The sequence below is a fragment of the Bradyrhizobium sp. IAR9 genome, from assembly GCF_013408065.1.
In the GTDB taxonomy this organism is placed as follows: domain Bacteria; phylum Pseudomonadota; class Alphaproteobacteria; order Rhizobiales; family Xanthobacteraceae; genus Bradyrhizobium.
The window spans coordinates 129,748-151,667 of sequence record NZ_JACBZW010000003.1 but is presented as its reverse complement, the minus strand read 5'-3'; the positions used below and the strand labels follow the sequence as shown (position 1 = coordinate 151,667).

22 protein-coding genes and 1 tRNA gene are annotated in these 21,920 nt (G+C 64.8%); 16 read left to right on the top strand and 7 right to left on the bottom strand.

Annotated elements, in window-relative coordinates; genetic code table 11:
- Positions 1–6: 6 nt before the first annotated feature.
- Positions 7–1,062 (bottom strand): polysaccharide deacetylase family protein, encoded by a 1,056-nt coding sequence (locus GGD67_RS09745; protein WP_018318986.1) that lies wholly within the window; start codon positions 1,060–1,062, stop codon positions 7–9.
- Positions 1,063–1,315: 253 nt separating this feature from the next.
- Between GGD67_RS09745 and GGD67_RS09740 the strand changes: the two genes are divergently transcribed.
- Both GGD67_RS09740 and GGD67_RS09735 read left to right on the top strand, forming a co-directional pair.
- Complete coding sequence (locus tag GGD67_RS09740) at positions 1,316–1,639, top strand: hypothetical protein (protein ID WP_179732397.1); 324 nt, start codon at positions 1,316–1,318, stop codon at positions 1,637–1,639.
- A 171-nt stretch (positions 1,640–1,810) separates the two neighbouring features.
- On the top strand, positions 1,811–2,026 hold the full coding sequence (locus tag GGD67_RS09735) for a hypothetical protein (protein ID WP_179732395.1): 216 nt from the start codon (positions 1,811–1,813) through the stop codon (positions 2,024–2,026).
- A gap of 39 nt (positions 2,027–2,065) precedes the next feature.
- Here GGD67_RS09735 and GGD67_RS09730 read toward each other — a convergent pair whose 3' ends face one another.
- A complete protein-coding gene (locus tag GGD67_RS09730; RefSeq protein WP_179732393.1) occupies positions 2,066–3,760 on the bottom strand; it encodes an MFS transporter in 1,695 nt (564 codons plus the stop codon).
- A 146-nt stretch (positions 3,761–3,906) separates the two neighbouring features.
- Here GGD67_RS09730 and GGD67_RS09725 point away from each other — a divergent pair, with 146 nt between their 5' ends.
- The 7 genes from GGD67_RS09725 to GGD67_RS09695 all read left to right on the top strand — a co-directional run bounded on the left by GGD67_RS09725 (position 3,907) and on the right by GGD67_RS09695 (position 11,772).
- A complete protein-coding gene (locus GGD67_RS09725) occupies positions 3,907–5,277 on the top strand; it encodes a hydrolase (protein WP_179732391.1) in 1,371 nt (456 codons plus the stop codon).
- A gap of 35 nt (positions 5,278–5,312) precedes the next feature.
- Positions 5,313–6,683, top strand: coding sequence for a cytochrome P450 (locus GGD67_RS09720; protein ID WP_018318972.1), 1,371 nt, complete (start codon positions 5,313–5,315; stop codon positions 6,681–6,683).
- A gap of 47 nt (positions 6,684–6,730) precedes the next feature.
- Complete coding sequence (locus tag GGD67_RS09715) at positions 6,731–8,140, top strand: adenylate/guanylate cyclase domain-containing protein (protein ID WP_018318971.1); 1,410 nt, start codon at positions 6,731–6,733, stop codon at positions 8,138–8,140.
- Between the two features lie 309 nt (positions 8,141–8,449).
- On the top strand, positions 8,450–8,938 hold the full coding sequence (locus GGD67_RS09710; protein WP_018318970.1) for a TerB family tellurite resistance protein: 489 nt from the start codon (positions 8,450–8,452) through the stop codon (positions 8,936–8,938).
- A 225-nt stretch (positions 8,939–9,163) separates the two neighbouring features.
- Positions 9,164–9,943, top strand: a complete 780-nt coding sequence (locus tag GGD67_RS09705) for an SDR family oxidoreductase (protein WP_018318969.1) — start codon at positions 9,164–9,166, stop codon at positions 9,941–9,943.
- A 121-nt stretch (positions 9,944–10,064) separates the two neighbouring features.
- Positions 10,065–10,859 (top strand): glutamine amidotransferase, encoded by a 795-nt coding sequence (locus tag GGD67_RS09700; RefSeq protein ID WP_092261489.1) that lies wholly within the window; start codon positions 10,065–10,067, stop codon positions 10,857–10,859.
- 100 nt (positions 10,860–10,959) lie between these two features.
- Positions 10,960–11,772, top strand: coding sequence for an enoyl-CoA hydratase (locus GGD67_RS09695; RefSeq protein WP_179732389.1), 813 nt, complete (start codon positions 10,960–10,962; stop codon positions 11,770–11,772).
- Positions 11,773–11,883: 111 nt separating this feature from the next.
- On the opposite strand, the gene GGD67_RS09690 is transcribed toward GGD67_RS09695, so the two are convergent.
- A tRNA-Ala gene (locus GGD67_RS09690) sits at positions 11,884–11,959 on the bottom strand.
- A gap of 204 nt (positions 11,960–12,163) precedes the next feature.
- Here GGD67_RS09690 and GGD67_RS09685 point away from each other — a divergent pair.
- The 3 genes from GGD67_RS09685 to folD are packed head-to-tail and all read left to right on the top strand — an operon-like array spanning position 12,164 to position 13,700.
- Positions 12,164–12,454, top strand: coding sequence for a YggT family protein (locus GGD67_RS09685; protein ID WP_018318966.1), 291 nt, complete (start codon positions 12,164–12,166; stop codon positions 12,452–12,454).
- 15 nt (positions 12,455–12,469) lie between these two features.
- Positions 12,470–12,805 carry a DUF167 domain-containing protein gene (locus GGD67_RS09680; protein WP_018318965.1) on the top strand — a complete coding sequence of 112 codons (336 nt, stop codon included), beginning with the start codon at positions 12,470–12,472 and terminating at the stop codon, positions 12,803–12,805.
- Positions 12,806–12,815: 10 nt separating this feature from the next.
- The gene (gene folD / locus GGD67_RS09675) at positions 12,816–13,700 is read left to right on the top strand and encodes a bifunctional methylenetetrahydrofolate dehydrogenase/methenyltetrahydrofolate cyclohydrolase FolD (RefSeq protein ID WP_179732387.1); all 885 of its coding nucleotides are present in this window, start codon (positions 12,816–12,818) and stop codon (positions 13,698–13,700) included.
- 87 nt (positions 13,701–13,787) lie between these two features.
- On the opposite strand, the gene ppa is transcribed toward folD, so the two are convergent.
- Together ppa and GGD67_RS09665 are read right to left on the bottom strand one after the other, a co-directional pair.
- Positions 13,788–14,324: an inorganic diphosphatase gene (gene ppa / locus GGD67_RS09670; RefSeq protein ID WP_018318963.1), complete on the bottom strand. Its 537-nt coding sequence runs from the start codon at positions 14,322–14,324 to the stop codon at positions 13,788–13,790.
- Positions 14,325–14,500: 176 nt separating this feature from the next.
- Positions 14,501–15,010, bottom strand: coding sequence for a GNAT family N-acetyltransferase (locus GGD67_RS09665; RefSeq protein ID WP_018318962.1), 510 nt, complete (start codon positions 15,008–15,010; stop codon positions 14,501–14,503).
- A gap of 267 nt (positions 15,011–15,277) precedes the next feature.
- Here GGD67_RS09665 and GGD67_RS09660 point away from each other — a divergent pair, with 267 nt between their 5' ends.
- From GGD67_RS09660 to GGD67_RS09645, 4 genes are read left to right on the top strand one after another with little or no spacing between them, the layout of a single operon-like run.
- Positions 15,278–16,177: a dienelactone hydrolase family protein gene (locus tag GGD67_RS09660; protein ID WP_179732385.1), complete on the top strand. Its 900-nt coding sequence runs from the start codon at positions 15,278–15,280 to the stop codon at positions 16,175–16,177.
- Positions 16,174–16,641, top strand: coding sequence for a DUF2269 domain-containing protein (locus GGD67_RS09655; protein ID WP_018318960.1), 468 nt, complete (start codon positions 16,174–16,176; stop codon positions 16,639–16,641). The genes GGD67_RS09660 and GGD67_RS09655 overlap by 4 nt, the downstream gene beginning before the upstream one ends.
- A gap of 8 nt (positions 16,642–16,649) precedes the next feature.
- Positions 16,650–17,969 carry an SDR family oxidoreductase gene (locus tag GGD67_RS09650; RefSeq protein WP_179732383.1) on the top strand — a complete coding sequence of 440 codons (1,320 nt, stop codon included), beginning with the start codon at positions 16,650–16,652 and terminating at the stop codon, positions 17,967–17,969.
- Positions 17,969–18,376 (top strand): thiol-disulfide oxidoreductase DCC family protein, encoded by a 408-nt coding sequence (locus tag GGD67_RS09645; protein WP_179732382.1) that lies wholly within the window; start codon positions 17,969–17,971, stop codon positions 18,374–18,376. Before GGD67_RS09650 ends, GGD67_RS09645 begins: the two co-directional genes overlap by 1 nt.
- Positions 18,377–18,549: 173 nt before the next feature.
- Here GGD67_RS09645 and GGD67_RS09640 read toward each other — a convergent pair whose 3' ends face one another.
- Positions 18,550–19,797: an NAD(P)/FAD-dependent oxidoreductase gene (locus GGD67_RS09640; protein WP_179732380.1), complete on the bottom strand. Its 1,248-nt coding sequence runs from the start codon at positions 19,795–19,797 to the stop codon at positions 18,550–18,552.
- 156 nt (positions 19,798–19,953) lie between these two features.
- Positions 19,954–21,780: a translational GTPase TypA gene (gene typA, locus GGD67_RS09635; RefSeq protein ID WP_179732378.1), complete on the bottom strand. Its 1,827-nt coding sequence runs from the start codon at positions 21,778–21,780 to the stop codon at positions 19,954–19,956.
- Positions 21,781–21,920 lie beyond the last annotated feature (140 nt).

Here is a 21,920-nt window from a genome sequence, read left to right as displayed (position 1 = left end):
TCGAGCTTACTGCGACACCGTCTGCACGACGCTTCCGATCGGACGCGTGTTCGTGCTCGCGGTCGGCACCTTCATGTCCTTCATGATCGCTTCGTCATATTCCGGCAGCGTCTGCAGCGTCGTCTTGGCCTTCATCTGCACGACCTTGTAGCCGCCGGCCTTCAACCGCGCGAGCAGCGTCGGCAGGGCTATGCCGGTATTCTTCTGGAAATCATGCATCAGGATGATGCCCTTGCCGAGCTTGTCGAGCCGGGTCATCACCGTCTCGATGATCTTTTCCGGCGTCGCGCCCTTGCGGAAGTCGAAGGAGTCGACGTCGGTCGAGAACATCGCGACGTTGCGGGTGCCGAAATAGCTCACGATCGCCGGATTATGCTGGAGCTGCGGAAAGCGGAAGAAAGGCGCCGGGTTGGCACCAAGCGCGAATTTCACCGCGCTGATGCCCTTTTCGACCTCGTCCTTGGCCATCTGCTCCGTCATCTTCTTGCCGTTCAGATTGACGTGCGACCAGGTGTGCGTGCCGACCGTGTGGCCCTGGGCCAGCACCTGGCGCAGGATTTCCGGATGATAGGTCGCGTGCTTGCCGACCGAGAAGAACAGGCCCTTGGTGCATTCATCCGCCAGCGCCTTCAGCACATTAGGCGTGTTCACGGGCCAGGGACCGTCGTCGAAGGTCAGCACGACCTCCTTGTCGGTGAGGAAGTCGAATTGCTTGAAATGGTCGAAGCCGAAGCCGGGGCCGCCGGTGGTGTCGATCTCGACCACGCGGGAGACGCCCAGCGCGTTCGGATTGGCGCAGGTCGATTTCTGCTGAACCGGCATGGCCGGGGCGGGCGCGGGTGCCTGAGCAACCGTTGTCGGCTTGGCCGCGATCGTCGCGGTGGTCTCGACGTCATCCCTGGCGGCGAGCTTCGCCGGTGCCGGCAATGGATCGGCGGCACGGGCGGCAATTGTCTTGGGAGCGGCCTGATCGGCGCGCGAGGAATAATAAAACCAACCGCCGGCGGCGATCACGACCGCCGCAACTACACTGGCCAACATCAGGCCCAACGCATTACGCATCGCTACTCTTTCCAATTACGCAACCAAACCGGCGGAATTACCCGCGCGACGAGCCATTAATGCGAAGTAACAGTTAACGTGACACCAACACGACGGCGGTTGTGGAGGAATTTCAGGAAGGTGCGCCAAAGTGACCGACGTCACAGTCGGGGTGCCGCCCGTGACCATCATCACAGTGGAAACTGTTTTGCTGGAGCATCGTAGTTCCCATCAACAACGGGCACCGTTGCGACGGTGCCAATGGGAGCTTCAAATGACCAAGTCTCTTGACACCAAGCCTCTTAACACCAAGTCCTTCTCTGCCAGTCTCCGTGACGCCAGCCTGGCGCTCGGCTTGGCCGCCATCGTCTCACTCGTCGCGACGAGTTCGAGCTTCGCCTTCTCGGCCGAGGCGCAGCAGCAGTGCACCGGCGACGCCTTCCGCCTGTGCTCGTCGGAAATCCCCAACATCCCGAAGATCACGGCGTGCATGATGAAGCATCGCTCGGATCTCAGCGCCGGCTGCCGCGCGGTGATGGACAAGGATCTCGCCAAGGGCGCGTCGCGCAAGGTCGCTGACGCCCAGGACAAGCAGTAAGAGCACGCAACACTGCAATCGTTGCGTCGGTTAGCTCCCCTCGCGATACGCCCCGGCGTCAAGCCGGGGTCACGCGGCAGCGCCATGCAGCCTGCCAATAAAGCCGTTGCGGCTGAGGGATCGTCGCACTAGCTTCGCCCGCACATTCTTCCGGGTAAGAGGCATTACGCGATGACCAGATTTCTTTTCATTCTTCCTTTGCTGCTCGGCGCATCGGTCGCATCCGCGCAGCAGCAGCCGGGCCACGATGCCTGCGCGCGCGACGTCACCCGCTTCTGCCGTGCCGTGATGAACAATGGCGATAGCGCCGTGCTCGCCTGCCTCAAGCAGCACCGCACGAAGCTGAGCAAAGGCTGCGACAAGGTGCTGACCGAGCACGGGCAGTAAGAGTTCTCGTAGCCTGGATGGAGCGAAGCGTAATCCGGGCTACGGTCTGACGCTGCTCCCCGCCGCGGTCGCGACCACCGGCAGCACCTCGGCACTGGCACGATCCGGCGTCTCCTCCTTCCAGCGCACCGAACCGAACGGACGCTCCAGCATGCGGCGGATCCGCACCGGCTCGGGACCGATATGGAAATCGATCGCCTGCTGATGCAGCGCGCGTTCTGACTGGGTCGAGCGGTTGCGCTGGCGCAAATAGTCGAACCAGGTCGGGCAATGATAGCGCTCGGTCCACAATTCGGGGTCGGCGATGTCGCGGGCGATCGACCAGCCATAGGCGCCGTTGCGCTGCCGGGAGAGCTGCACGTCCTGCATCACGTTGTGGAACGCGCGCGCGTTCTCCTGGGCGACGCGATATTCGATCTCGACCACCAGAGGTCCGCTGCGTCCCGTCAGGGACAGCTTCACCTCGGGATCGGCCAGCACGTCGGCATCCTCGTTGCGGGCACCGACGCGCGGCATCGTCAGCCAGATCCCGAGCAACGGCGAGATCAGCATCAGGCCAGCCGCAGTCAGCAATGCGATCTCGACGCCGGCATAGTCGGTGAGATGGCCCCAGCCCCAGGCACCGATGGCGATGCCGCCCGAGATCGAGGCCTGGAACGCCGCGAGCGAGCGGCCGGCGACCCAGCGCGGCGCCGAGAGCTGCACGCCGATATTGAACAGCGCGATCGCGGCCATCCAGACCGCCCCGGCCAATACCAGCGCGGTCGCCGTCAGCACCGGCTCGGTGCTCAGGGCAAGGGCGGCCATCGCAAACGCCATCGAGATGGTGCAGGCGCGGATCGCAGCCTCGCCGCTCATGCGCTTGCGCAATTCGTGGATGTTGAGCGCACCGATCACGGCGCCCATGCCGAAGGCGCCCAGCATGATGCCGTAAGTCTGCGCACCGCCATGCAGCAGGTCGCGCGCGACCAGCGGCATCAGCGCCATGATGGCGCCGCCGATCAGGCCCATCACCAGCGTGCGCAACAGCACGATCTTGATCGGCGGTGAATTGGTGATGTAGCGGAAGCCCGAGACCATGGCGCGGTTGAGCTTTTCCCGCGGCAGGCGCGAGGGCTCGGTGCTGCGCCGCCACAGCAGCAGCACCACCAGCAGCGGCAGATAGAGGATCGCGTTGCAGGCGAAAGCGGCCACCGCGCCGAGCGCGGCGACGATGACGCCGCCGACCGCGGGACCGAAGCTGCGCGCGATGTTGTAGCTGATGCCGTTCAAGGCGACGGCCGAAGGCAGCGCATCGGGCGGCACCTGTTCGCTGACCGAAGACTGCCACGCCGGGCCGAACAGCGCGTTGCCGCTGCCCACCACGAAGCAGAAGGCGAGCAGCGTCTCCGGGGTGATGAGATTGAACCCGGCCAGCACCGTCAGTACCGTCGCGCCGGCGAGCGCGACCATCAGCGAGACCAGGGTGACGATGCGGCGGTCATACATGTCGGCGATGGCGCCGGCCGGCATCGAGATCAGCATGATCGGCAGCATCAAGGCAGTCTGCACCAGCGCCACCTTGTCCGCCGAGGCCGCCATCTGCGTCATCGCCCAGGCCGCGCCGACGCCCTGGATCAGGAGGCCGAGATTGGAGAGCAGGCTGGCGAGCCAGATGCGCCGGAACACCGTGTACCGCAGAGGCGCGGTGATGCCGTCGGCGGCGATTTTCTGGCGGTTCGTCTGCTCGGTCATATCCCCTTCCAAACGGGCTGGCAGAATGGTCTTGGAGTGATCCTGGGCGATTCCGGCAAATTCAGTGATGCCCGCGAAAGTCCTTCGCTGTCCAGTGGTTAGGCCGCTATAAGCGGTGCAAAGAGTTGGTTTGCCGGGAGGAACAAATGAAGCTGTCGCGACGGACGATCCTGCAGGGGGCCGGCAGCTTGCCTTTCGCAATTGCGAGCTTGCGGACCGGCGCATCGGCCCAATCCGCGCCCGCTGCGGCGCCGGGTACCGAGGTGCCGCCGATCCTGTTCGTCCACGGCAATGGCGACTACGACGCGCTCTGGATGACGACCTTGTGGCGGATGGAATCCAACGGCATCGCGCGCGACCGCATGATGGCGATCAATTTCACCGATCCCAACGCGCGCAGCGACGACAAGGTCGAGCAGGCGAACCGCTCCTCGACCGAGGACCAGCGCCGCGAGCTCGCCGCTGCCATCGTTGAGCTGAAGCGCCGCACCGGCGCGGCGCGCGTGGCGCTGGTCGGCAGCTCGCGCGGCGGCTATTCGATCCGCAACGTGATCAAGAATGGCGGTGCCGGCGACGTCAGCCACGCGGTCTTGTGCGGCACGCCCAATCACGGCGTGTTCGCCACCGACGACCAGCCCAACAACGAGTTCAACGGCCGCGGCGTATTCCTGCGTGGCCTGAACGAGGGCGAGAGCGAGGTGACGCCGGGTATCGCCTTCCTCACCTTGCGCAGCGACGGCATGGACAAATACGCCCAGGCCGACGGCCGCTTCATCGGCAAGCCCGGCACGCCGACCGGTGTCACCAATGAAGGGCCGGAGCTGAAGGGCGCCACCAATCTCGTGCTCGGCGCGCTCGACCATCGCGAGGTGGCATTCCACCCGCGCGCCTTCCGCGAGATCTACAAGTTCATTGCCGGACGTGAGCCCGACCGGATCTCTATCAGACCTGAGGCCAAGGTAACTTTGAGCGGGCTGGTGACGGGCACGCCGGGCGGCGTTCCGACCAATCGCCCCGTGGCAGGTGCGACCGTCGAAATTTTCCGCACGAGTGAGGACGGCTTTCGTAAAGGCGACGGGTTGCACAAGTCACAGACCGGAGCGGATGGCCGCTGGGGTCCCGTCCAGGTCGATCCAACCTGGACGCTCGAGTTTGTGCTGACAGCGCCGGATGCACCGATCACACACATTTTCCGTTCGCCCTTTCCCCGCTCCTCCGACGTGGTGCATCTGCGGCCGGCGCGTCCATTCGGGCCAGCGGATGCTAAGGCTCACGCCGTCGCTATCATGTCGCGACCGCGGGGCTATTTTGGTTTGCCGCGGGACGTGGTCCTGTTTGGCGGCGAGGAGCCTAAGGACGTCAAGTCTGGCGTGCCTACCGATTCGGCAACAACCGTGCGTCGCTATAGCATTGATGCCTTTGGGAGTATCGTCGCTCAGTTTAACGAAGAACGGGTTGCGGCGCGGCTATGGCCCGCCGAGCAGAACAGGATTGCGGTCGCCGAGCTGACTTATTAGCTATTTGCCAGCGTCACATCTTGCGGGAGAGAGCCATGAATATCGCCAGCGTGCGTAGGCCCATCATCCCCCCGGCTCCCCCGCGTGCGCCCGACGACATGTCGTTCTTCGGCCGGCTTGCCGTGATCCGGCGCAACATGATCGCGACATGGGGGCAGCCCGCCTACGAGGAAGAGGTCATCAAGGGCCGCTTCTTCCTTCGCAACAGCTTCATCCTGAATCAGCCGGATGCGATCCGGCACGTCCTGCTCAACAATTATGAGAACTATACGCGCACGCCGGCGGGCATCCGCATGCTGCGCCCGGTGCTCGGCGACGGGCTTCTGATCGCGGAAGGTCATTCCTGGACGTTCCAGCGCCGCACGCTCGCGCCGGCCTTCACGCCGCGCGCCACCGCCAACCTCGTGCCGCACATGACGGCGGTGCTCGACGAGACCATCGCGAAGCTCGATACGCAGACGGGCGCGCCGGTCGATCTGCGCGAAATCATGCAGCGCATGACGCTAGAGATCGCCGGGCGCACGATGTTCTCGTTCGGCATGGACCGGCATGGCGCGACCCTGCGCAATTTCATCATGGAGTATGCGTCCCGGCTGGGACGGCCCTACTTCCTCGACATGCTGCTGCCGGTGTCGTGGCCGAGCCCGATGGATTTTGCCCGCGCCCGCTTCCGCAAGCGCTGGACCGAGTTCGTCGCCATGCTGATCGCCGAGCGGCGCGCCGCCGGCAAGAAGGACGGCGCGCCGCCGCGTGACCTGTTCGATCTCATGGACGTGGCGCGCGATCCGGAAACCGGCAAGGGCTTTTCCGACGAGCAGCTCGTCGACGAGGTCGCGACCATGATCCTGGCGGGTCATGAGACCACGGCGACGGCGTTGTTCTGGGCGCTCTATCTGCTCGCACTCGATCCGGAGACGCAGGAGGAGGTGGCGTCCGAGACAAGCGGCGAGCATCTCGACAGCATGGCCGACATCGATCGCCAGAAATTCACCCGCGCGGTAATCGACGAGACCATGCGGCTCTATCCTCCGGCCTTCCTGGTCGCGCGCGCCGCACGCGAAAAGGACAATGCGGCGGGAATCGAGATCAGCAAGGGTGACATCATCATGATCGCGCCCTGGCTTTTGCACCGGCACGAGAAGCTGTGGGATCAGCCGAACGCGTTCATTCCAAAACGCTTCATGTCGACGGAGGCGCCCGATCGCTTCGCCTATCTGCCGTTCGGCGCAGGTCCGCGCGTCTGCATCGGCGCGCCGTTTGCGCAAGCTGAATCCGTGCTGGCGCTGGCCCGGCTGATCGGCGCGTTCCGTGTCGAGCTCGCCGATCAGGCGAATCCCGTGATCCCGCTCGGCGTCGTCACGACCCAGCCGGACCACTCACCCATGTTCCGTATCACCCGTCGGTGACAGGCGATTGCCCGCCGATGGCGTGATTCAACCAGCAGAGTCCCGCGATGAGCGACATCCAGGCCCAGTTCTCCGTTCTGAAGCAGACCGCCGACGCGAAGGTGGTCGATGCGATTGCGCGTCTGATCGAGGACGGCCAGGATCACGAGCTCAATCGCGTCAATGTCCTCGACTTCGCGACGCACCATGCCGTTGACGAAGAGCACGCGATCTCGGCGTTCCTGCACGCAGCACGGCTCGGGCTGTTCGATCTCGGCTGGAACGTGCTGTGTCCAGGCTGCGGCGGCGTGCTCGGCGCGCACACGACGTTGAAGGCGCTCAAGCCCGACGATTATCACTGCGCGCTCTGCGCTTGCGGCTACAAGGCCTCCGTCGACGATCAGGTCGAGGTGTCCTTCACCGTGAATCCGCGCGTCCGGCGCATCGCGGCGCATGACCCCGACACGCTGCCGGTGTGGGAGTATTTCAAGCAGGTGTTCTGGAGCTCCGGCGTCGACTTCAACAAGGAATCGTTCGCGACGCTGGCGAACGAGGTGACGCTGGATACGATGGAGTTGCCGGCCGGCGAGAAGGCGACCATGTCGCTGCAGCTGCCGAGTGACTTTGTCATCATCTTCGAGCCGGTCACGCACGCCGCCCATTTCATCGACGTCCAGGGCGAGCCGACCAAGGATCGTCAGCAGCTCGCCATCATGTACAACAAGGTGCAGGCCCCGACGGGGACCACGACCATGCGGCCGGGTCCGCTGCGGCTGTCGCTGGAGAACCAGGCCGGCGTGCGCGTGCTGCCGTCGGTGTTCATCGCGGCCGAGGCACTCCATCATCTCATCGGCAAGCGCAAGCCGTTCCTCACCGCCAAGCGGATGCTGTCGAACCAGACCTTTCGCGATGTCTTCAAGGCGGACAATCTCAGTCTCGACCAGCGGCTCCAGATCACGTCGCTCACCTTCCTGTTCACCGATCTGAAGGGCTCGACGGCGCTCTACGAGCGCGTCGGCGACCTCGCCGCCTTCGATCTCGTGCGCGCGCATTTCCATGCGCTGCTCGAGATCATCTCCTCCGAGAAGGGCGCCGTTGTGAAGACGATCGGCGATGCCGTGATGGCGACCTTCGTCCGTCCCGAGCATGCCATCGTCGCGGGCCTGCGGATGCGCGCGGCGATGGACCAGCTCAACAAGCGGCGCGGGACCGATGATCTCATCGTCAAGATCGGCATCCATGAAGGTCCCTGCCTCGCGGTGATGCTTAACGAGCGGCAGGATTATTTCGGCCAGACGGTCAACATCGCCGCGCGCGTGCAGAGCCTGTCGACCGCGCAGGAGATCCACATCACCGGCCCGGTGCTCGATGCGCCCGCGGTTGCGGAGGTGCTGGAGCAGCGCGCGATCAAGCCGATCCAGAAACAGGCGGCGCTGCGCGGCATCGCCGACAAGATGGTGGTGTACGAGATTCCGTGACGGAATTCCGCTGTCGTCCCTGCGAAAGCAGGGACCCATGCCGCGTGATTTCTGGAATGGGCGGGATGGTGAGTCTTCGTCAATCCACAGGCTGTGGTTATGGGTCCCGGCGCCCGTGCGCAATTGCGCACTAGGCCGGGACGACAGCGAAGGGCCTGGCTTGCTACTCGCGTCCGATTCACAGTAGCCAGATTGCCGAAACGTAATGCAGCGCGCGGAACTGACGCACGTTGCGCCGGTTGAGTTTCCTGCTCATATAATGCTGGTAACGGCTGCGCCTCGCGGCTGTATCGATTTCGGTAGGATCTTATGCTCGACGGCCTGCGCCAATTCATCGCCGATATTGTTGCCCCCAATGACCAGAACCGCACGTTCGGTGACAGCGATTATCGGTTGGCGGCCACCGCGCTGCTGGTCCACGTAATCTCGCTCGACGGCCAGCCGAGCGCGGCCGAGCAGCGCAAGCTGCACAGCCTGATCGAAAGCCACTTTAAGCTCGATCGCGGCACCGCGGATCGTCTGATCGCGGACGCCACCCAGGTCGAGGGCGAGGCGGTGGACCTCTATCACTTCACCAGCGTCATCATGCGCTCGCTCGACGAAGAGGGCCGCAAGCGCATCGTCCGGATGATGTGGGAGCTGGTCTATGCCGACGGACAGGTCTCCGAATTCGAAGACAACGTCGTCTGGCGCGCCTCCGACCTGCTCGGGATTTCCCAGCGCGACCGGATCGACCTGAAGCATACGGTGGCGGAGCGCGCTGGTGGTCAGGTGACGGACAGCGCCGTCGGCGGCTGATCCGCGCAAACCGGTGGATGGCCGGTTGTGCGGATCACATGACGAAACTTTAATGTAGCTGCCGGCCGTCCGGCTCCGGATTCGTCCGTAAAAACCCGGCTTTCCCGCTCCTCCTGTCGCCCGCTCAGGTGGCCATGCGGCCGACGCCGCTTGCCTGTCGCGCACGGCTTATGCTCTCGTTCCGTCATTGCGGGGCCAAAAACTTCAATTCAAGAGACTTCGATCGTGGCTGAGCGGGTAACGTTGATCACCGGTGCTTCGGCGGGCATAGGTGCGGAGCTGGCGCGCGTGTTCGCCGCCAATGGACATCGTCTCGCTTTGACAGCGCGGCGCGCGGACCGTTTGGAGGCGCTCGCGAACGAGCTCGCCGCCAAGGGCGGCAAGAAGCCGATCGTGATCGCCTGCGATCTCGAGGACCCCGACGCCGGCGAGACCATCGCGGCGGCGCTCGCCGCCGAAGGCGTCGAGCTCGACCACCTCGTCAACAATGCCGGCTTCGGCGTGTTCGGCGATGCCATCGAGCGCGATCGCGACGAGCAGATCGGGATTGTCGATGTCAACGTGCGGGCTCTGACCGATTTGTCGCTGCGCTTCGCCGATCAACTCGTCAGGAACAAGGGCGGTCTTCTCAATGTCGGCTCGGTCGCTGGCTTCCTGCCCGGCCCCGGCATGGCCGTCTATTACGCGTCCAAGGCCTACGTGATTTCCTTCACCGAAGCGCTGCGGGCCGAGCTCGCGCCGCGCGGCGTTCGCGTCACCGTGCTTTGCCCGGGTCCCGTGCCCACCGAATTCCAGGCGCGCGCGGGCGTCGGCTCCGGACATGATACTGCCCTGCTAAATGTTTCGGCCGCCGATGTCGCGCAGGAGGCCTATCGTGGCCTGATGGCCAACAAACGGGCAGTGCTGCCTGGTCTCGGCATCAAGATTGTGCCATTCGCGCTGCGCTTCTTCCCGCGGGGCTTCATCCTGGCTGCCACCAGCCGATTCCAGAGGCAGAGGCATTAGCCCTCGAAGCTCCCGTATTGGCCCGGAGCTTGCTTCGGCTTCGATGTGTGCGCGAACTCACACGAAATTAACGATCGCTTAGTTATGCTGACGGTCTGAACCGATAGCACTCGCAGAGGCCATGTCGTTCCGGACGGACAGGTTTGGTAGCGCAGAAGTGGTGCCCTTCCCGAGAAGGACGCCAAGTGCCGTCGCCTCCGAAACCCAGTTGCCGGTTCTGATCATCCTGCACCAGGAATCCTCGACGCCGGGCCGTGTCGGCAATGCGCTGCGTGCGCTTGGCCATCGCCTCGACATCCGCCGTCCCCGCTTCGGCGATCCCCTGCCCGAGACGCTCGATCAGCATGCCGGCGCCGTGGTCTTCGGCGGCCCGATGAGCGCCAATGATTCCGACGACTATATTCGCCGCGAGATCGACTGGATCGAAATTCCGCTGCGCGAGCAGCGGCCATTCCTTGGCATCTGCCTTGGTGCCCAGATGTTGGCGATGCAGCTCGGCGCCCGCGTCGCGCCGCATGCCGATGCGCTGACCCAGATCGGCTATTACCCGATCCGCCCGACCGCCGCGGGCCACGCGCTCTGCCCGGCCTGGCCGGCCCAGGTCTATCACTGGCATCGCGAGGGATTCGAGCTGCCTGTCGGCGCCGAGCTGCTTGCAGAAGGCGACGATTTTCCGGTGCAGGCGTTCCGCACCGGCAATGCCTTCGGCGTGCAGTTTCATCCCGACGTGACCTATGCGATGATGCATCGCTGGACCACGCGCGGCTATGACGGCTTCAGCGCGCCCGGTGCGCGGCAGCGACATCATCATTTCGCCGATCGTGCCGTATACGATGTCGCAGAGCGCGCCTGGCTCGATCATTTCATCGACGGCTGGCTGGCGCGCCGGCCGGTGCTGGCGCAAGCCGCCGAGTGATCCGCGCGTTCGCGCGAAGCCCTTGCCTCATCCCTGGATATGCTAGGCTCGCTCCCCAACGAGCGCGCGAAATTGCGCCGGCAGACAAAGGGAGAGCGTCATGGCCTACGAGCACATTCTCTATGAGGTGAGCGACAAGATCGCGACCATCACGCTCAACCGTCCCGATCGCATGAATGCGTGGACGCCGACCATGGAGCGCGACGTGCGCCATGCGATGGAAGCGTCAAGCGCCGATGACAATGTCCGCGTCATCATCCTCACCGGCGCGGGCCGCGCGTTTTGCGCCAGCGCCGATATGGATGCTTTGAAGGGGCTCGACCCCGACGACGTCCGGCGCGCGTCGAACCTGCCGCCGTTCGACATGAACCGCCGTCCGGATTGGCAGACGCGCTACGGTTTCTATCCGTCGATCAAGAAGCCTGTGATCGCCATGCTCAACGGTGCGACCGCCGGCATCGGGCTCGTGCACGCGCTCTATTGCGACCTGCGCTTTGCCGCCGACAATACGGTGTTCACGACGGCCTTCGCGCGGCGCGGCCTGATTGCCGAGCACGGCATCAGCTGGATGCTGCCCCGCATCGTCGGTCATGCCAATGCGATGGATCTGCTGCTCTCGGCGAGGCGCGTGCCGAGCGACGAGGCGCTGCGGATCGGCCTGGTGAACCGGCTCTGCCCGCCTGAGAAGCTTCGCGAGGAGACCTATGCCTATGCGCGCGATCTCGCCGATTTCGTCTCGCCGAGCGCGATAGCCGTGATCAAGCGCCAGCTCTACGAGGTGCCGTTCCAGACGCTCGCCGAGGCAACCATTGAAGCCAATCGGGAGATGATGGTGGCGCTCGCCGGCAGCGATTTCCGGGAAGGCGTGGCGAGCTTCATGGAAAAGCGGCCGCCGCGGTTTACGGGGAGGTAGGGGGAGTATTCCTCAACCGGTCCGTCTTCGCCCTGCGGGCTTCGCCGGACACCACGCTTCGCCCTTCGAGCTCTGCGCGGCTGCGCCACGCGTAGCCCGAAGGGCGAAGCGTGGTGGAGCCAGGCGGGATCGAACCGCCGACCTCGTCATTGCGAACGACGCGCTCTCCCAGCTGAGCTATGGCCCCTTTGCTGGCCGCTCTGGTAAACGCGGCCGACAACCGGGCGCCATTTAAGTCCCCGCCAAGGTCAAGTCAAGGACGGGTGTCACCCGGTTTTAGCCATCCGGGGCGCGGACTTCCCTTGTTTGGGCGGGGGGGAACCGATATCTAGCAAAAGGCGTCAATCCCGACCGCAGCCAACGTTTTCAAAAGCCAGAGGCTTCAAAAGCCATGCGTGCCGTTCTCGACATCGTCATCATCGTGCTCGACCTCTACGTCTGGCTGCTGATCGCCTCCGCGATCCTGTCCTGGCTGATCGCCTTCAACGTCGTGAACACGCGCAACCAGTTCGTCTCGGCGGTGGCGGAGTTCCTGTACCGGATCACCGAGCCTGTGCTGGCGCCGATTCGCAATTTCCTGCCCAGTCTCGGCGGTCTCGACATCTCGCCGATCATCCTGATCCTGATCATCATGTTCATCGAGCGGGTGATCCTGTACTACATCTACCCCAACGTGATCTGAGCGGGCTGGAGCGCCTTGGTTGCAAACAAGGAGCCCTGGCGTTACTCGGCCGCAGGAATCAGCATCGCGCTGCGGGTGACGCCGCGCGGCGGTCGCGACGGCATCGACGGAATCGAGCAACTGGCCGACGGCCGCAGCGTGCTCAAGGTGAGGGTGCGAGCCATCGCCGACGGCGGCGAGGCCAACAAGGCCGTTTTGGTCCTGCTGGCGAAATCGCTGGGCGTCCCCAAGGCCGGCGTAAAGCTCCTGTCCGGAGCCACCTCGCGGCTGAAGCAGATCGCGGTCGACGGCGATCCGGCACGGCTCGGCGAAGCCCTGCGCCAGCTCGTCTCGGCCCAATCGAAAGACTGAGGGAACTGACATGACCGCCAAGATTATCGATGGAAAAATCATTGCCGCGGAACTCCGGGCCCGCGTCGCGGACGAGGTCGCCCGCGTCAAGCGCGAGCACAATCTGGTGCCGGGGCTGGCGGTCGTGCTGGTCGGCAGCGACCCCGCCAGCGAGGTTTATGTCCGCTCCAAGCACACCCAGACCCAGGCCGCCGGCATGGCCTCGTTCGAGCACAAGCTGCCGGCCGACGTCTCGCAGGCGGAGCTTCTGGCGCTGGTCGCGAAGCTCAACCGCGATCCGGCCGTGCACGGCATTCTGGTGCAGCTGCCGCTGCCGAAGGGGCTGAACACCGAGGCCGTCGTCAACGCCATCGACCCCGCCAAGGACGTCGACGGGCTGCATCCGAACAATGCCGGCCAGCTCGCCGGCGGTTTCGAGGCGCTGTCGCCCTGTACGCCGCTCGGCTGCATCATCCTGACCAAGAGCGTGCACGCCTCGCTCGAAGGCATGAACGCCATCGTCATCGGCCGCTCCAATCTGGTCGGCCGTCCGCTGGTGCAATTGCTGCTGAACGAGAACGCCACGGTGACGATCGCGCATTCGCGCTCGCGTGACCTGCCCGGGCTCGTGAAGCAGGCCGATCTCGTCTATGCCGCGGTCGGCAGACCCGAGATGGTGCGCGGCGACTGGCTGAAGCCGGGGGCGACCGTGATCGACGTCGGCATCAACCGGATACCCAAAGAAGACGGCAAGACGCGCCTCGTCGGTGACGTCGCCTATCAGGAAGCGCTTGGGGTGGCCGGCGCGATCACGCCGGTGCCGGGCGGCGTCGGCCAGATGACCGTGGCGTGCCTGCTGGTCAACACGCTGCGTGCGGCCTGCGCGATCGCCGAGCTACCGAAGCCGGCGGTATAGGTCAGGTTCTCGTGCCCCCGGAGGCAGCGCAGCGCTTCTTCAGCGTCGCGTCATTTCATGCCGCGCCGCGTCCGGGACACGGATGCTTCAGCCCTTCTTCTTCTTCTCGCGATCCATGCCTTCGAGGATCAGCTTGTGCGCGTCCTCCGGGCCGCCCCAGCGCAGGATCTTCACCCATTTGCCCTTCTCGAGATCCTTGTAGTGCTCGAAGAAGTGCTGGATCTGCTGCAGCGTGATGTCGGGCAGGTCGGAGTACGACTTCACCTTGTCGTAGCGCTGCGTCAGCTTCGACGACGGCACCGCCAGAATCTTCTCGTCGCCGCCGGCTTCGTCTTCCATGAACAGCACGCCGACCGGGCGCACGCTCATGACGGCGCCGGGAATGATGGCGCGGGTGTTGATGATCAGGACGTCGCAGGGATCGCCGTCATCCGACAAGGTGTGCGGGATGAAACCGTAGTTACCGGGGTAACGCATCGGCGTGTAGAGGAAGCGGTCGACCACCAGCGTGCCGGCCTCCTTGTCCATCTCGTATTTGATCGGTTCGCCGCCCACGGGGACTTCGATGAGGACGTTGACTTCGTGAGGTACGTTCTTCCCGATCGAGATCGCATCGATACGCATTCAAAGCTCCGTTATTGCCGAGGATAAATCGCGCCCGGCAGCGATTTGGCGCTGTCATACGCGGGCTTGGCCCGCTGATCCATCGCGTTTTTGTGAAATAATGAATCCGGAAGTCACCGGCTCAAAGGCAACGGTATCGACGGAAGGGAAACGCTGCCGCCTAGGCTTTCAGCAGCTCAATTGGTCCAAGCGAAGGCAACCTTGTCGAGCGACTTCGGCCCGAACCGCTCCGAGGAGCGGGCCACCATACGGCCCCCAAGCGCCCGGTAGAACTCGGTCGCGGGGTCGTTGTCCGAGAGCGCCCACACCACCATGCTCTTCAGCCCGCTCTGCATCAGGTCGCGGCGGGCGGAGGCGAACAGGCGGCGGCCGAAGCCGAGGCCCTGGAATTCGGGGCGCAGGTACAGCTCGTAGATCTCGCCGTCGAAATGCAGGCTGCGGGCGCGATTACGGCCGTAATTGGCGTAGCCCGCGATCTTGTCGCCGAACACCAGCACGCTGACGCGGCTGCCCTTGCGGATCGCGCTGTCCCACCATTGCGGGCCGCGGCGGTTGATGAGCTTTTCCAGCTCGGCGCCGGGAATGATGCCCTGATAGGCGGAGCGCCAGGCTTCGTCATGAGTCGACGCCACCGCAGTCGCATCTGCAGCTTTGGCCGGCCGGACCTCGATCAGGGTTGTGCTCATGGGCGCAATCAAACCAAGTCGCCGCGCCGGCGGCAAGACCTATCGTTAATTATCGGTTAACGTGTGGACTTTGTGCATCAGTATCTGAACCATGTTGTACCGAAAAAAGACAGGGCGCCGACTCGAATGGCATCGGCGTGCCGTGTGTCGGTGCAAAACTCCCTCTGCGGCAACGAATGAAGGGCGAGGGCCACGCAGAAAGTCCGCCCATAGTGATTCGTTCCTACTAGTGTGACTGTCGCTGTTCGTGCTCGTCCTCGGCCATTCATGCGGCTTCTCAACATCTTCGCGCTCCTGACTCTGCTGGCCTTGCTGACTGCGCCGCCTCTGTGCGCTCAGGTCACGTTTGGCCCATCGGGCGAGGAGGGCGAGCCGTTTCGCCGACAAGCGTGGCGGGTGCCGTCGCCGGATACCGACATCGCTGCGCGTGCCCTGCTGTTTCGCCCCGCCGGCGCAGGTCCGTTCCGGCTTGTGGTCATCGCACACGCCTCGACGCAGAACGTATTGCGTCGAGCGCAAATGCCGCAGCCGGAATATCGTCCGCTCGCCGCCTATCTCGTCGCGCGCGGTTTTGCCGTGCTGGTGCCGGAGCGGCTCGGCCATGGTGCGACCGGTGGCCGCTATATCGAGGACCAGGGCGGCTGCGACGAGGCGGACTATGCGCGTTCGGGCCGTGCAACGGCCGAGGAAATCCGGCTCGCGCTGGAGTTCTTGCGAAAGCAGGATTTTATCCGCAAGGACGCTGCCATCGTGATCGGCCATTCCGCCGGCGGCTGGGGTGCGCTGGCGCTCGCCAATGCCGATCCGAAGGCGATCGCCGCGATCACAGTGTTTGCGCCGGGGCGCGGCGGCCATGCCAATGATGAGCCGAACCGGATCTGCGCGCCACACACGCTTCTTGCCGCCGCTGCAGAGTTCGGCAAGGGCGCGCGCATTCCTGTCACATGGCTCGTTGCAACCAATGATAGCTATTTTGCGCCGGCGTTTTCAAAGGGCCTGGCCGACGCGTTTCGCGGCAGCGGCGGCAAGGTCGACTTCCGCACCTTGCCGGCCGTCGGCAGCGAGGGGCACTGGATGATCGAAAGGGAGGCCGGCGTCAAAGCCGCGAGCCGGGAGCTCGTGGGTGCGCTGAACCAGGGCAGGCCAACCGCGACCAAGAAGCCATGACGCTGTATTTCCTGGTCAAGTTTCTCCATGTGCTCGGCGCCATCGTCATCCTCGGCACCGGAACCGGCATTGCCTTCTTCATGCTGATGGCGCATCGCACCGACGATGCGGAGTTCATCGCGCGCACCGCTTCGGTCGTCGTCATTGCGGACGCAATCTTCACACTGTCGGCCGTGCTGCTCCAGCCGGTCACGGGCGGCTTGCTGATGTTGCTCTCGGCGATGCCGATCACCGAGCGCTGGCTGCTCGCCTCGCTCGTGTTGTATGTTGTCGCCGGCCTGTTCTGGATTCCTGTCGTGTTCATGCAGATCGAGATGCGCGATCTCGCGCGAAAGGCCGCGGAGCAGCACCGTGCATTGCCACAACGATACTTCGTCCTGTTTCGCCGCTGGTTCGCGTTCGGCTTCCCCGGCTTCGGCGCGACGATGCTGATCCTCTGGCTGATGGTTGCAAAGCCGTTTTGAGAGCCGTGATGAACCAGCGAACCATCCTGGTGCTCGGCGCCTCCGGCCTGATCGGCCGCTTCGTTACGGACGATCTTCGCGCGCGTGGCTTTCGCGCGCTTGGCGTGGCGCGCAGCCTGTCGCCGGCGCAGAAGACGAGCGCGCTCGACATCGAGCTGCCGATCCTCTCGCTCGACGCGACCGTGCTGACGCGGCTGTTGCGCGAGCATGCCGTGGATGTCGTCGTTAACTGTCTCGGCGTGCTCCAGGACGGCCCCGGCAGCGACACAGGTGCCGTACACCGCGATTTCGTCGCGCGCCTGCTTGCGGCGATCACCGACAGCGGCCGCGCGATCCGGCTGGTGCACATTTCGATCCCCGGAGCGGCCGAAGCCGATCGTACCGCCTTCGCAAGGACCAAGCGCGAGGCCGAGCGCCTGATCGCGGCCTCAGGCATTGCGCACGCCGTCCTGCGGCCCGGCTTCGTGGTCGCACCATCCGCCTATGGCGGCAGCGCCATGCTCCGCGCGCTCGCTGCCCTCCCGCTCGACCTGCCCGACAAGGAGATGGCGACGCCGTTCCAGCCCGTTTCAGTCGAGGATATCTCGGCCACCATCGCCTGGCTCACCGTGCGCGACATCGACGATGCCGCTGTCAAAGCCGTGAGCTGGGATCTGATGCAGGCTGAGCCGGTCACCATGGCCGGCGTCATCAAACAGTTCCGCCTTGCGTTCGGCACGGCCGCCTGGCCGCCTGTCGCGATGCCATCCTTCGTGCTCGATCTCGGCGCCAAGATCGGCGATCTCGCCAATTTCCTCGGGTGGATGCCGCCGATGCGCTCCACTGCCATCGCCGAGCTGCGCCGCGGCGTGCGGGGTGATCCCTCGGCATGGATCGCCGCCGCGGGCATCGCACCGAAGACGCTGGTGGATATGATTGGTCGTCATCCCGCGACCGTCCAGGACAAATGGTTCGCGCGGCTATTCCTGGTCAAGCCGCTGATCTTCGCCAGCCTCGTCGTGTTCTGGCTCGTCTCCGGCTTCATCGCGCTGTTCGTGTCCTACCGTGCCGCCGCCGGCATATTGACGGCGCACGACTTCCCGCCCGCGCTGGTCGATCCCATCACCATCGGCACCAGCCTGATGGACATGAGCATTGGCGCGATGATTGCCTTTCGCCGCACCGCGGCGACCGGGCTCGTTGCTGGCATCACCGCCTCGCTCGGCTATATGTTCGGCGCGGCGGTCCTGACGCCCGATCTCTGGATCGAACCGCTCGGCGCGCTGGTGAAGACGGGGCCGGCGATCGTGCTGATGTTGGTGGCGCTCTTGATGCTGGATAATCGCTGATGCCCAAATGGCCCGATGACGACGTGATCCTGTTCGATGGGGTCTGCGTCTTCTGCTCGCGCTGGGTCCGCTTCGTCGCGCAGCGCGACACGGCGAAGCGGTTTCGCTTCACGCCGATCCAGTCGGAGTATGGCGCCCGGCTCGCGCAGACGTTCGGCATCGACCCCGATGATCCCGACACCAATGCCGTGGTTCATGGTGGTGACGTGTACATGAAGTCGGATGCAGCGTTGACGGTGCTGTCGCGACTCCCGGGCTGGGGTTGGGTGCGCGTGCTGTTCACCGTACCGAAGCCGCTGCGGGACCCGGTGTACAGCCTCATCGCGCGCAACCGCTACCGCATCTTCGGCAAGTATGACGCGTGTTTCGTGCCCGATGCGGATTTGCGGGCGAGGGTGATCGAGTGACGCGACAGCCGCACCACAAGATTGGTGTCGTCCCGGCGAGCGCCGGGACCCACCACAGAGCGGAGTTTGGCGAAGACTGGAAGTTAGGGTCAATCCGCGGTACGCGCACCACGCGTGACTGAAAGATCACGCGGTGGGTCCCGGCGTTCGCCGGGACGACATTGGTGGGGAGGTTAGCGCTTGCCGATTGCCGCCAGCACTTCCTTCGCCGCCCGTTCCCCGCTGTCCCGCGCTCCGTGCGCGGTCGTGAAGAAGGTTGGCGACGTCGCCTCGCCGGCGAAGAACAGCCGGCCATCGACCGGCGCGGCCAGCACGGCGCGGTCGCCGGCATGGCCAGGCAGCGCGTGCGAGTATGAGCCGCGGGCAAACGGATCATGCGCCCAGCGCGACTCGGCGAGCGGCTTCAGCTTGCGGCGGATGTCGTTGCCGAGAAAGCCGGCGATCTCGTCGATGCTATGGGCGGCGATGGCGCCGTCGCCGGAATCTTCCAGCGCGCGGGCGAAGCTGCCGCCGAAGAAGCCTTCGATGCAGGGCTGGCCGAACGGGCGGATATGGTAGGTGCCCATCGCGGTGCGCATGGTGGCGCCGCGCAGGTTTGCTTCCTTGGGAAAGGCTTCGGCGTCCTCGAGCGCGAGCGTCACCTTGTCGTCGACGCCGAGCGGCAGGCCCGCTGCCGCGTCGACCTTGGACCGTAACGGCGGCGAAAAGCGGGTCGTCTCATCGGCAATCAGATTGGTCGGCACGGTGACGATCACCTTGTCCGCGGTCAGCGTGCCCTGCGACGTCTCGATGCGGACCCGCGGGCCGGAATGATCGATCAGCGCGACGTTGCAGTTCAACGCCACCGGACAGGGCGCGCCATAGGCCGCAACAAGCGCGCCATAGCCGCGACGGACGCGCCAGTTGAGACCAGAATCCTCATAGGCGTCCCAGTCCAGCGTCGACATGTCCTTGAGTTCGCAGCCGTTGATATAGGTCGAGATCGCGTCGATCATGGGATTCCAGCGATTGCCCGCCTCGAGGCTCCGGCTCGCAGGCTCGTCCTTGCCCGTCTGCGCGGCTTCCCAGAGGCGCTCATAGAACGCGTCCATCGCGCGCATGAAATCGTCGCGCTCGCCTTGCGGAAACGCGTTGCCATAGGCGCGCTCGCGCCAGGGCGGCAGGTCCTTGTTGAGCTCGAAACCGAGCCGCTGCGCGATCGAAACGAAGGAGTTCTTGTCCGCCGAGTGCAGCCAGCCGCAGCCGACGTCGAAGGTCACGTCAGGTGAGGCCTGTACGGTCCAGGCGCGGCCGCCGAGCCTGTTCCGTGCCTCCAGTACGATCGCGGAGAGACCGGAGCCCGCCAGCGCGTGTGCAGCGCCGAGGCCGGCGGCACCGGCGCCGACGATCGCGACGTCCACGGAGGAGGGGAGGGAGGTCATGGGCGGGCTCTAGCACGTTCGCTGGGTGTGCTGAAGCCGGACGGATAAACGCTTTTGTAGGGTGGGCAAAGGCGCTCTTGCGCCGTGCCCACCATCGTCCATTGGTGGGCACGCTTGCGCTTTGCCCACCCTACGGCACTACGGAGAACGGTGGCCTTACGCCACCGCTTCCTTGGCCTTCTCCGCGCGCTTGCGCTCGTTGGGGTCGAGGTGCTTCTTGCGCAGGCGGATCGACTTCGGCGTGACCTCGACCAGCTCGTCGTCCTCGATATAGGCGAGCGCCTTTTCCAGGGTCATGCGGATCGGCGGGGTCAGGCGCACGGCTTCGTCCTTCGAGGTCGTGCGGATGTTGGTGAGCTGCTTGCCCTTGAGCACGTTGATCTCGAGATCGTTGTCGCGGGTGTGCTCGCCGACGATCATGCCCTTGTAGACCTTCCAGCCCGGCTCGATCATCATCGGGCCGCGGTCTTCCAGCTTGAACATGGCGTAGGCCACCGCATCGCCCTGGTCGTTGGAGATCAGCACGCCGTTGCGGCGGCCCTGGATCTCGCCCTTGTACGGCGCATAGCCGTGGAACAGGCGGTTCATGATCGCGGTGCCGCGGGTGTCGGTGAGCAGCTCGCCCTGGTAGCCGATCAGGCCACGGGTCGGCGCGTAGAACACCAGGCGCTGACGGTTGCCGCCCGAGGGCTTCATCTCGATCAGCTCGGACTTGCGCTCGCTCATCTTCTGCACGACGACGCCGGAGTGCTCCTCGTCGACGTCGATCACGACTTCCTCGATCGGCTCCATGGTGGCGCCGGTGGCTTCGTCCTTCTGGAACACGACGCGCGGGCGCGACACCGAGAGCTCAAAACCCTCGCGGCGCATGGTCTCGATCAGGATCGCGAGCTGCAATTCGCCGCGGCCCGAGACTTCCATCGCGTCCTTGTCGGAGGCTTCGACGACGCGCAGCGCGACGTTGCCTTCGGCTTCGCGCAACAGACGGTCGCGGATCATGCGGCTCGTCACCTTGTCGCCTTCGGTGCCGGCGAGCGGGGAGTTGTTGACGATGAACGACATCGACACGGTCGGCGGATCGATCGGCTGCGCCGGCAGCGGCACTTCGACGGTCGGATCGCAGAAAGTGTCGGCGACGGTGCCCTTGGTCAGGCCGGCAATGGCGACGATGTCGCCGGCTTCGGCTTCATCGAGCGGCGTGCGCTCGAGGCCGCGGAACGCCAGGATCTTGGTGATGCGCCCGGATTCGACCAGCTTGCCCTCGGCGTTGAGCACCTTGACCTGCTGGTTCGGCTTGAGGATGCCGGAGGAGATGCGGCCGGTGATGATGCGGCCGAGATAGGGGTTGGCCTCCAGGATGGTGCCGATCATCCTGAACGGACCTTCCTCGACCTTCGGCGGCGCGACGTGGCGCAGGATCAGGTCGAACAGCGGCTCCATGCCCTTGTCCTTCGGGCCCTCCGGGCTGTCAGCCATCCAGCCCTGCTTGGCCGACCCGTAGAGGATCGGGAAGTCGAGCTGCTCCTCGCTGGCATCGAGCGCCGCGAACAGGTCGAACACCTCGTTGATGACTTCGGTCGGGCGCGCGTCGGGGCGGTCGACCTTGTTGATGACGACGATCGGCTTCAGGCCGACCTTGAGCGCCTTGGAGACCACGAACTTGGTCTGCGGCAGCGGGCCTTCGGCAGCGTCCACCAGCACCAGGGCGCCGTCCACCATGTTCAGGATGCGCTCGACCTCGCCGCCGAAATCGGCGTGGCCGGGGGTGTCGACGATGTTGATGCGGGTGTCCTTCCACTGCACCGAGGCCGCCTTGGCCAGGATGGTGATGCCGCGTTCGCGCTCCAAATCGTTGGAGTCCATGGCGCGATCGGTCACCTTCTGGTTCTCGCGGAACGTGCCGGACTGCTGGAGGAGTTTGTCGACCAGGGTCGTCTTGCCGTGGTCGACGTGAGCGATGATGGCGACGTTACGGAGGTTCATGAGTGAGCTTCTTTGGTTCGAACAATGGGTTAAGCGCGATCTCGCCGGTCGGACCGGGACCTCTTCTCGAAACAACGCTGGAAGACTGGAAACGGGGCGCTCTCCGCCCAAAAAGGAAGCCCGGCCATATCGACCGGGCA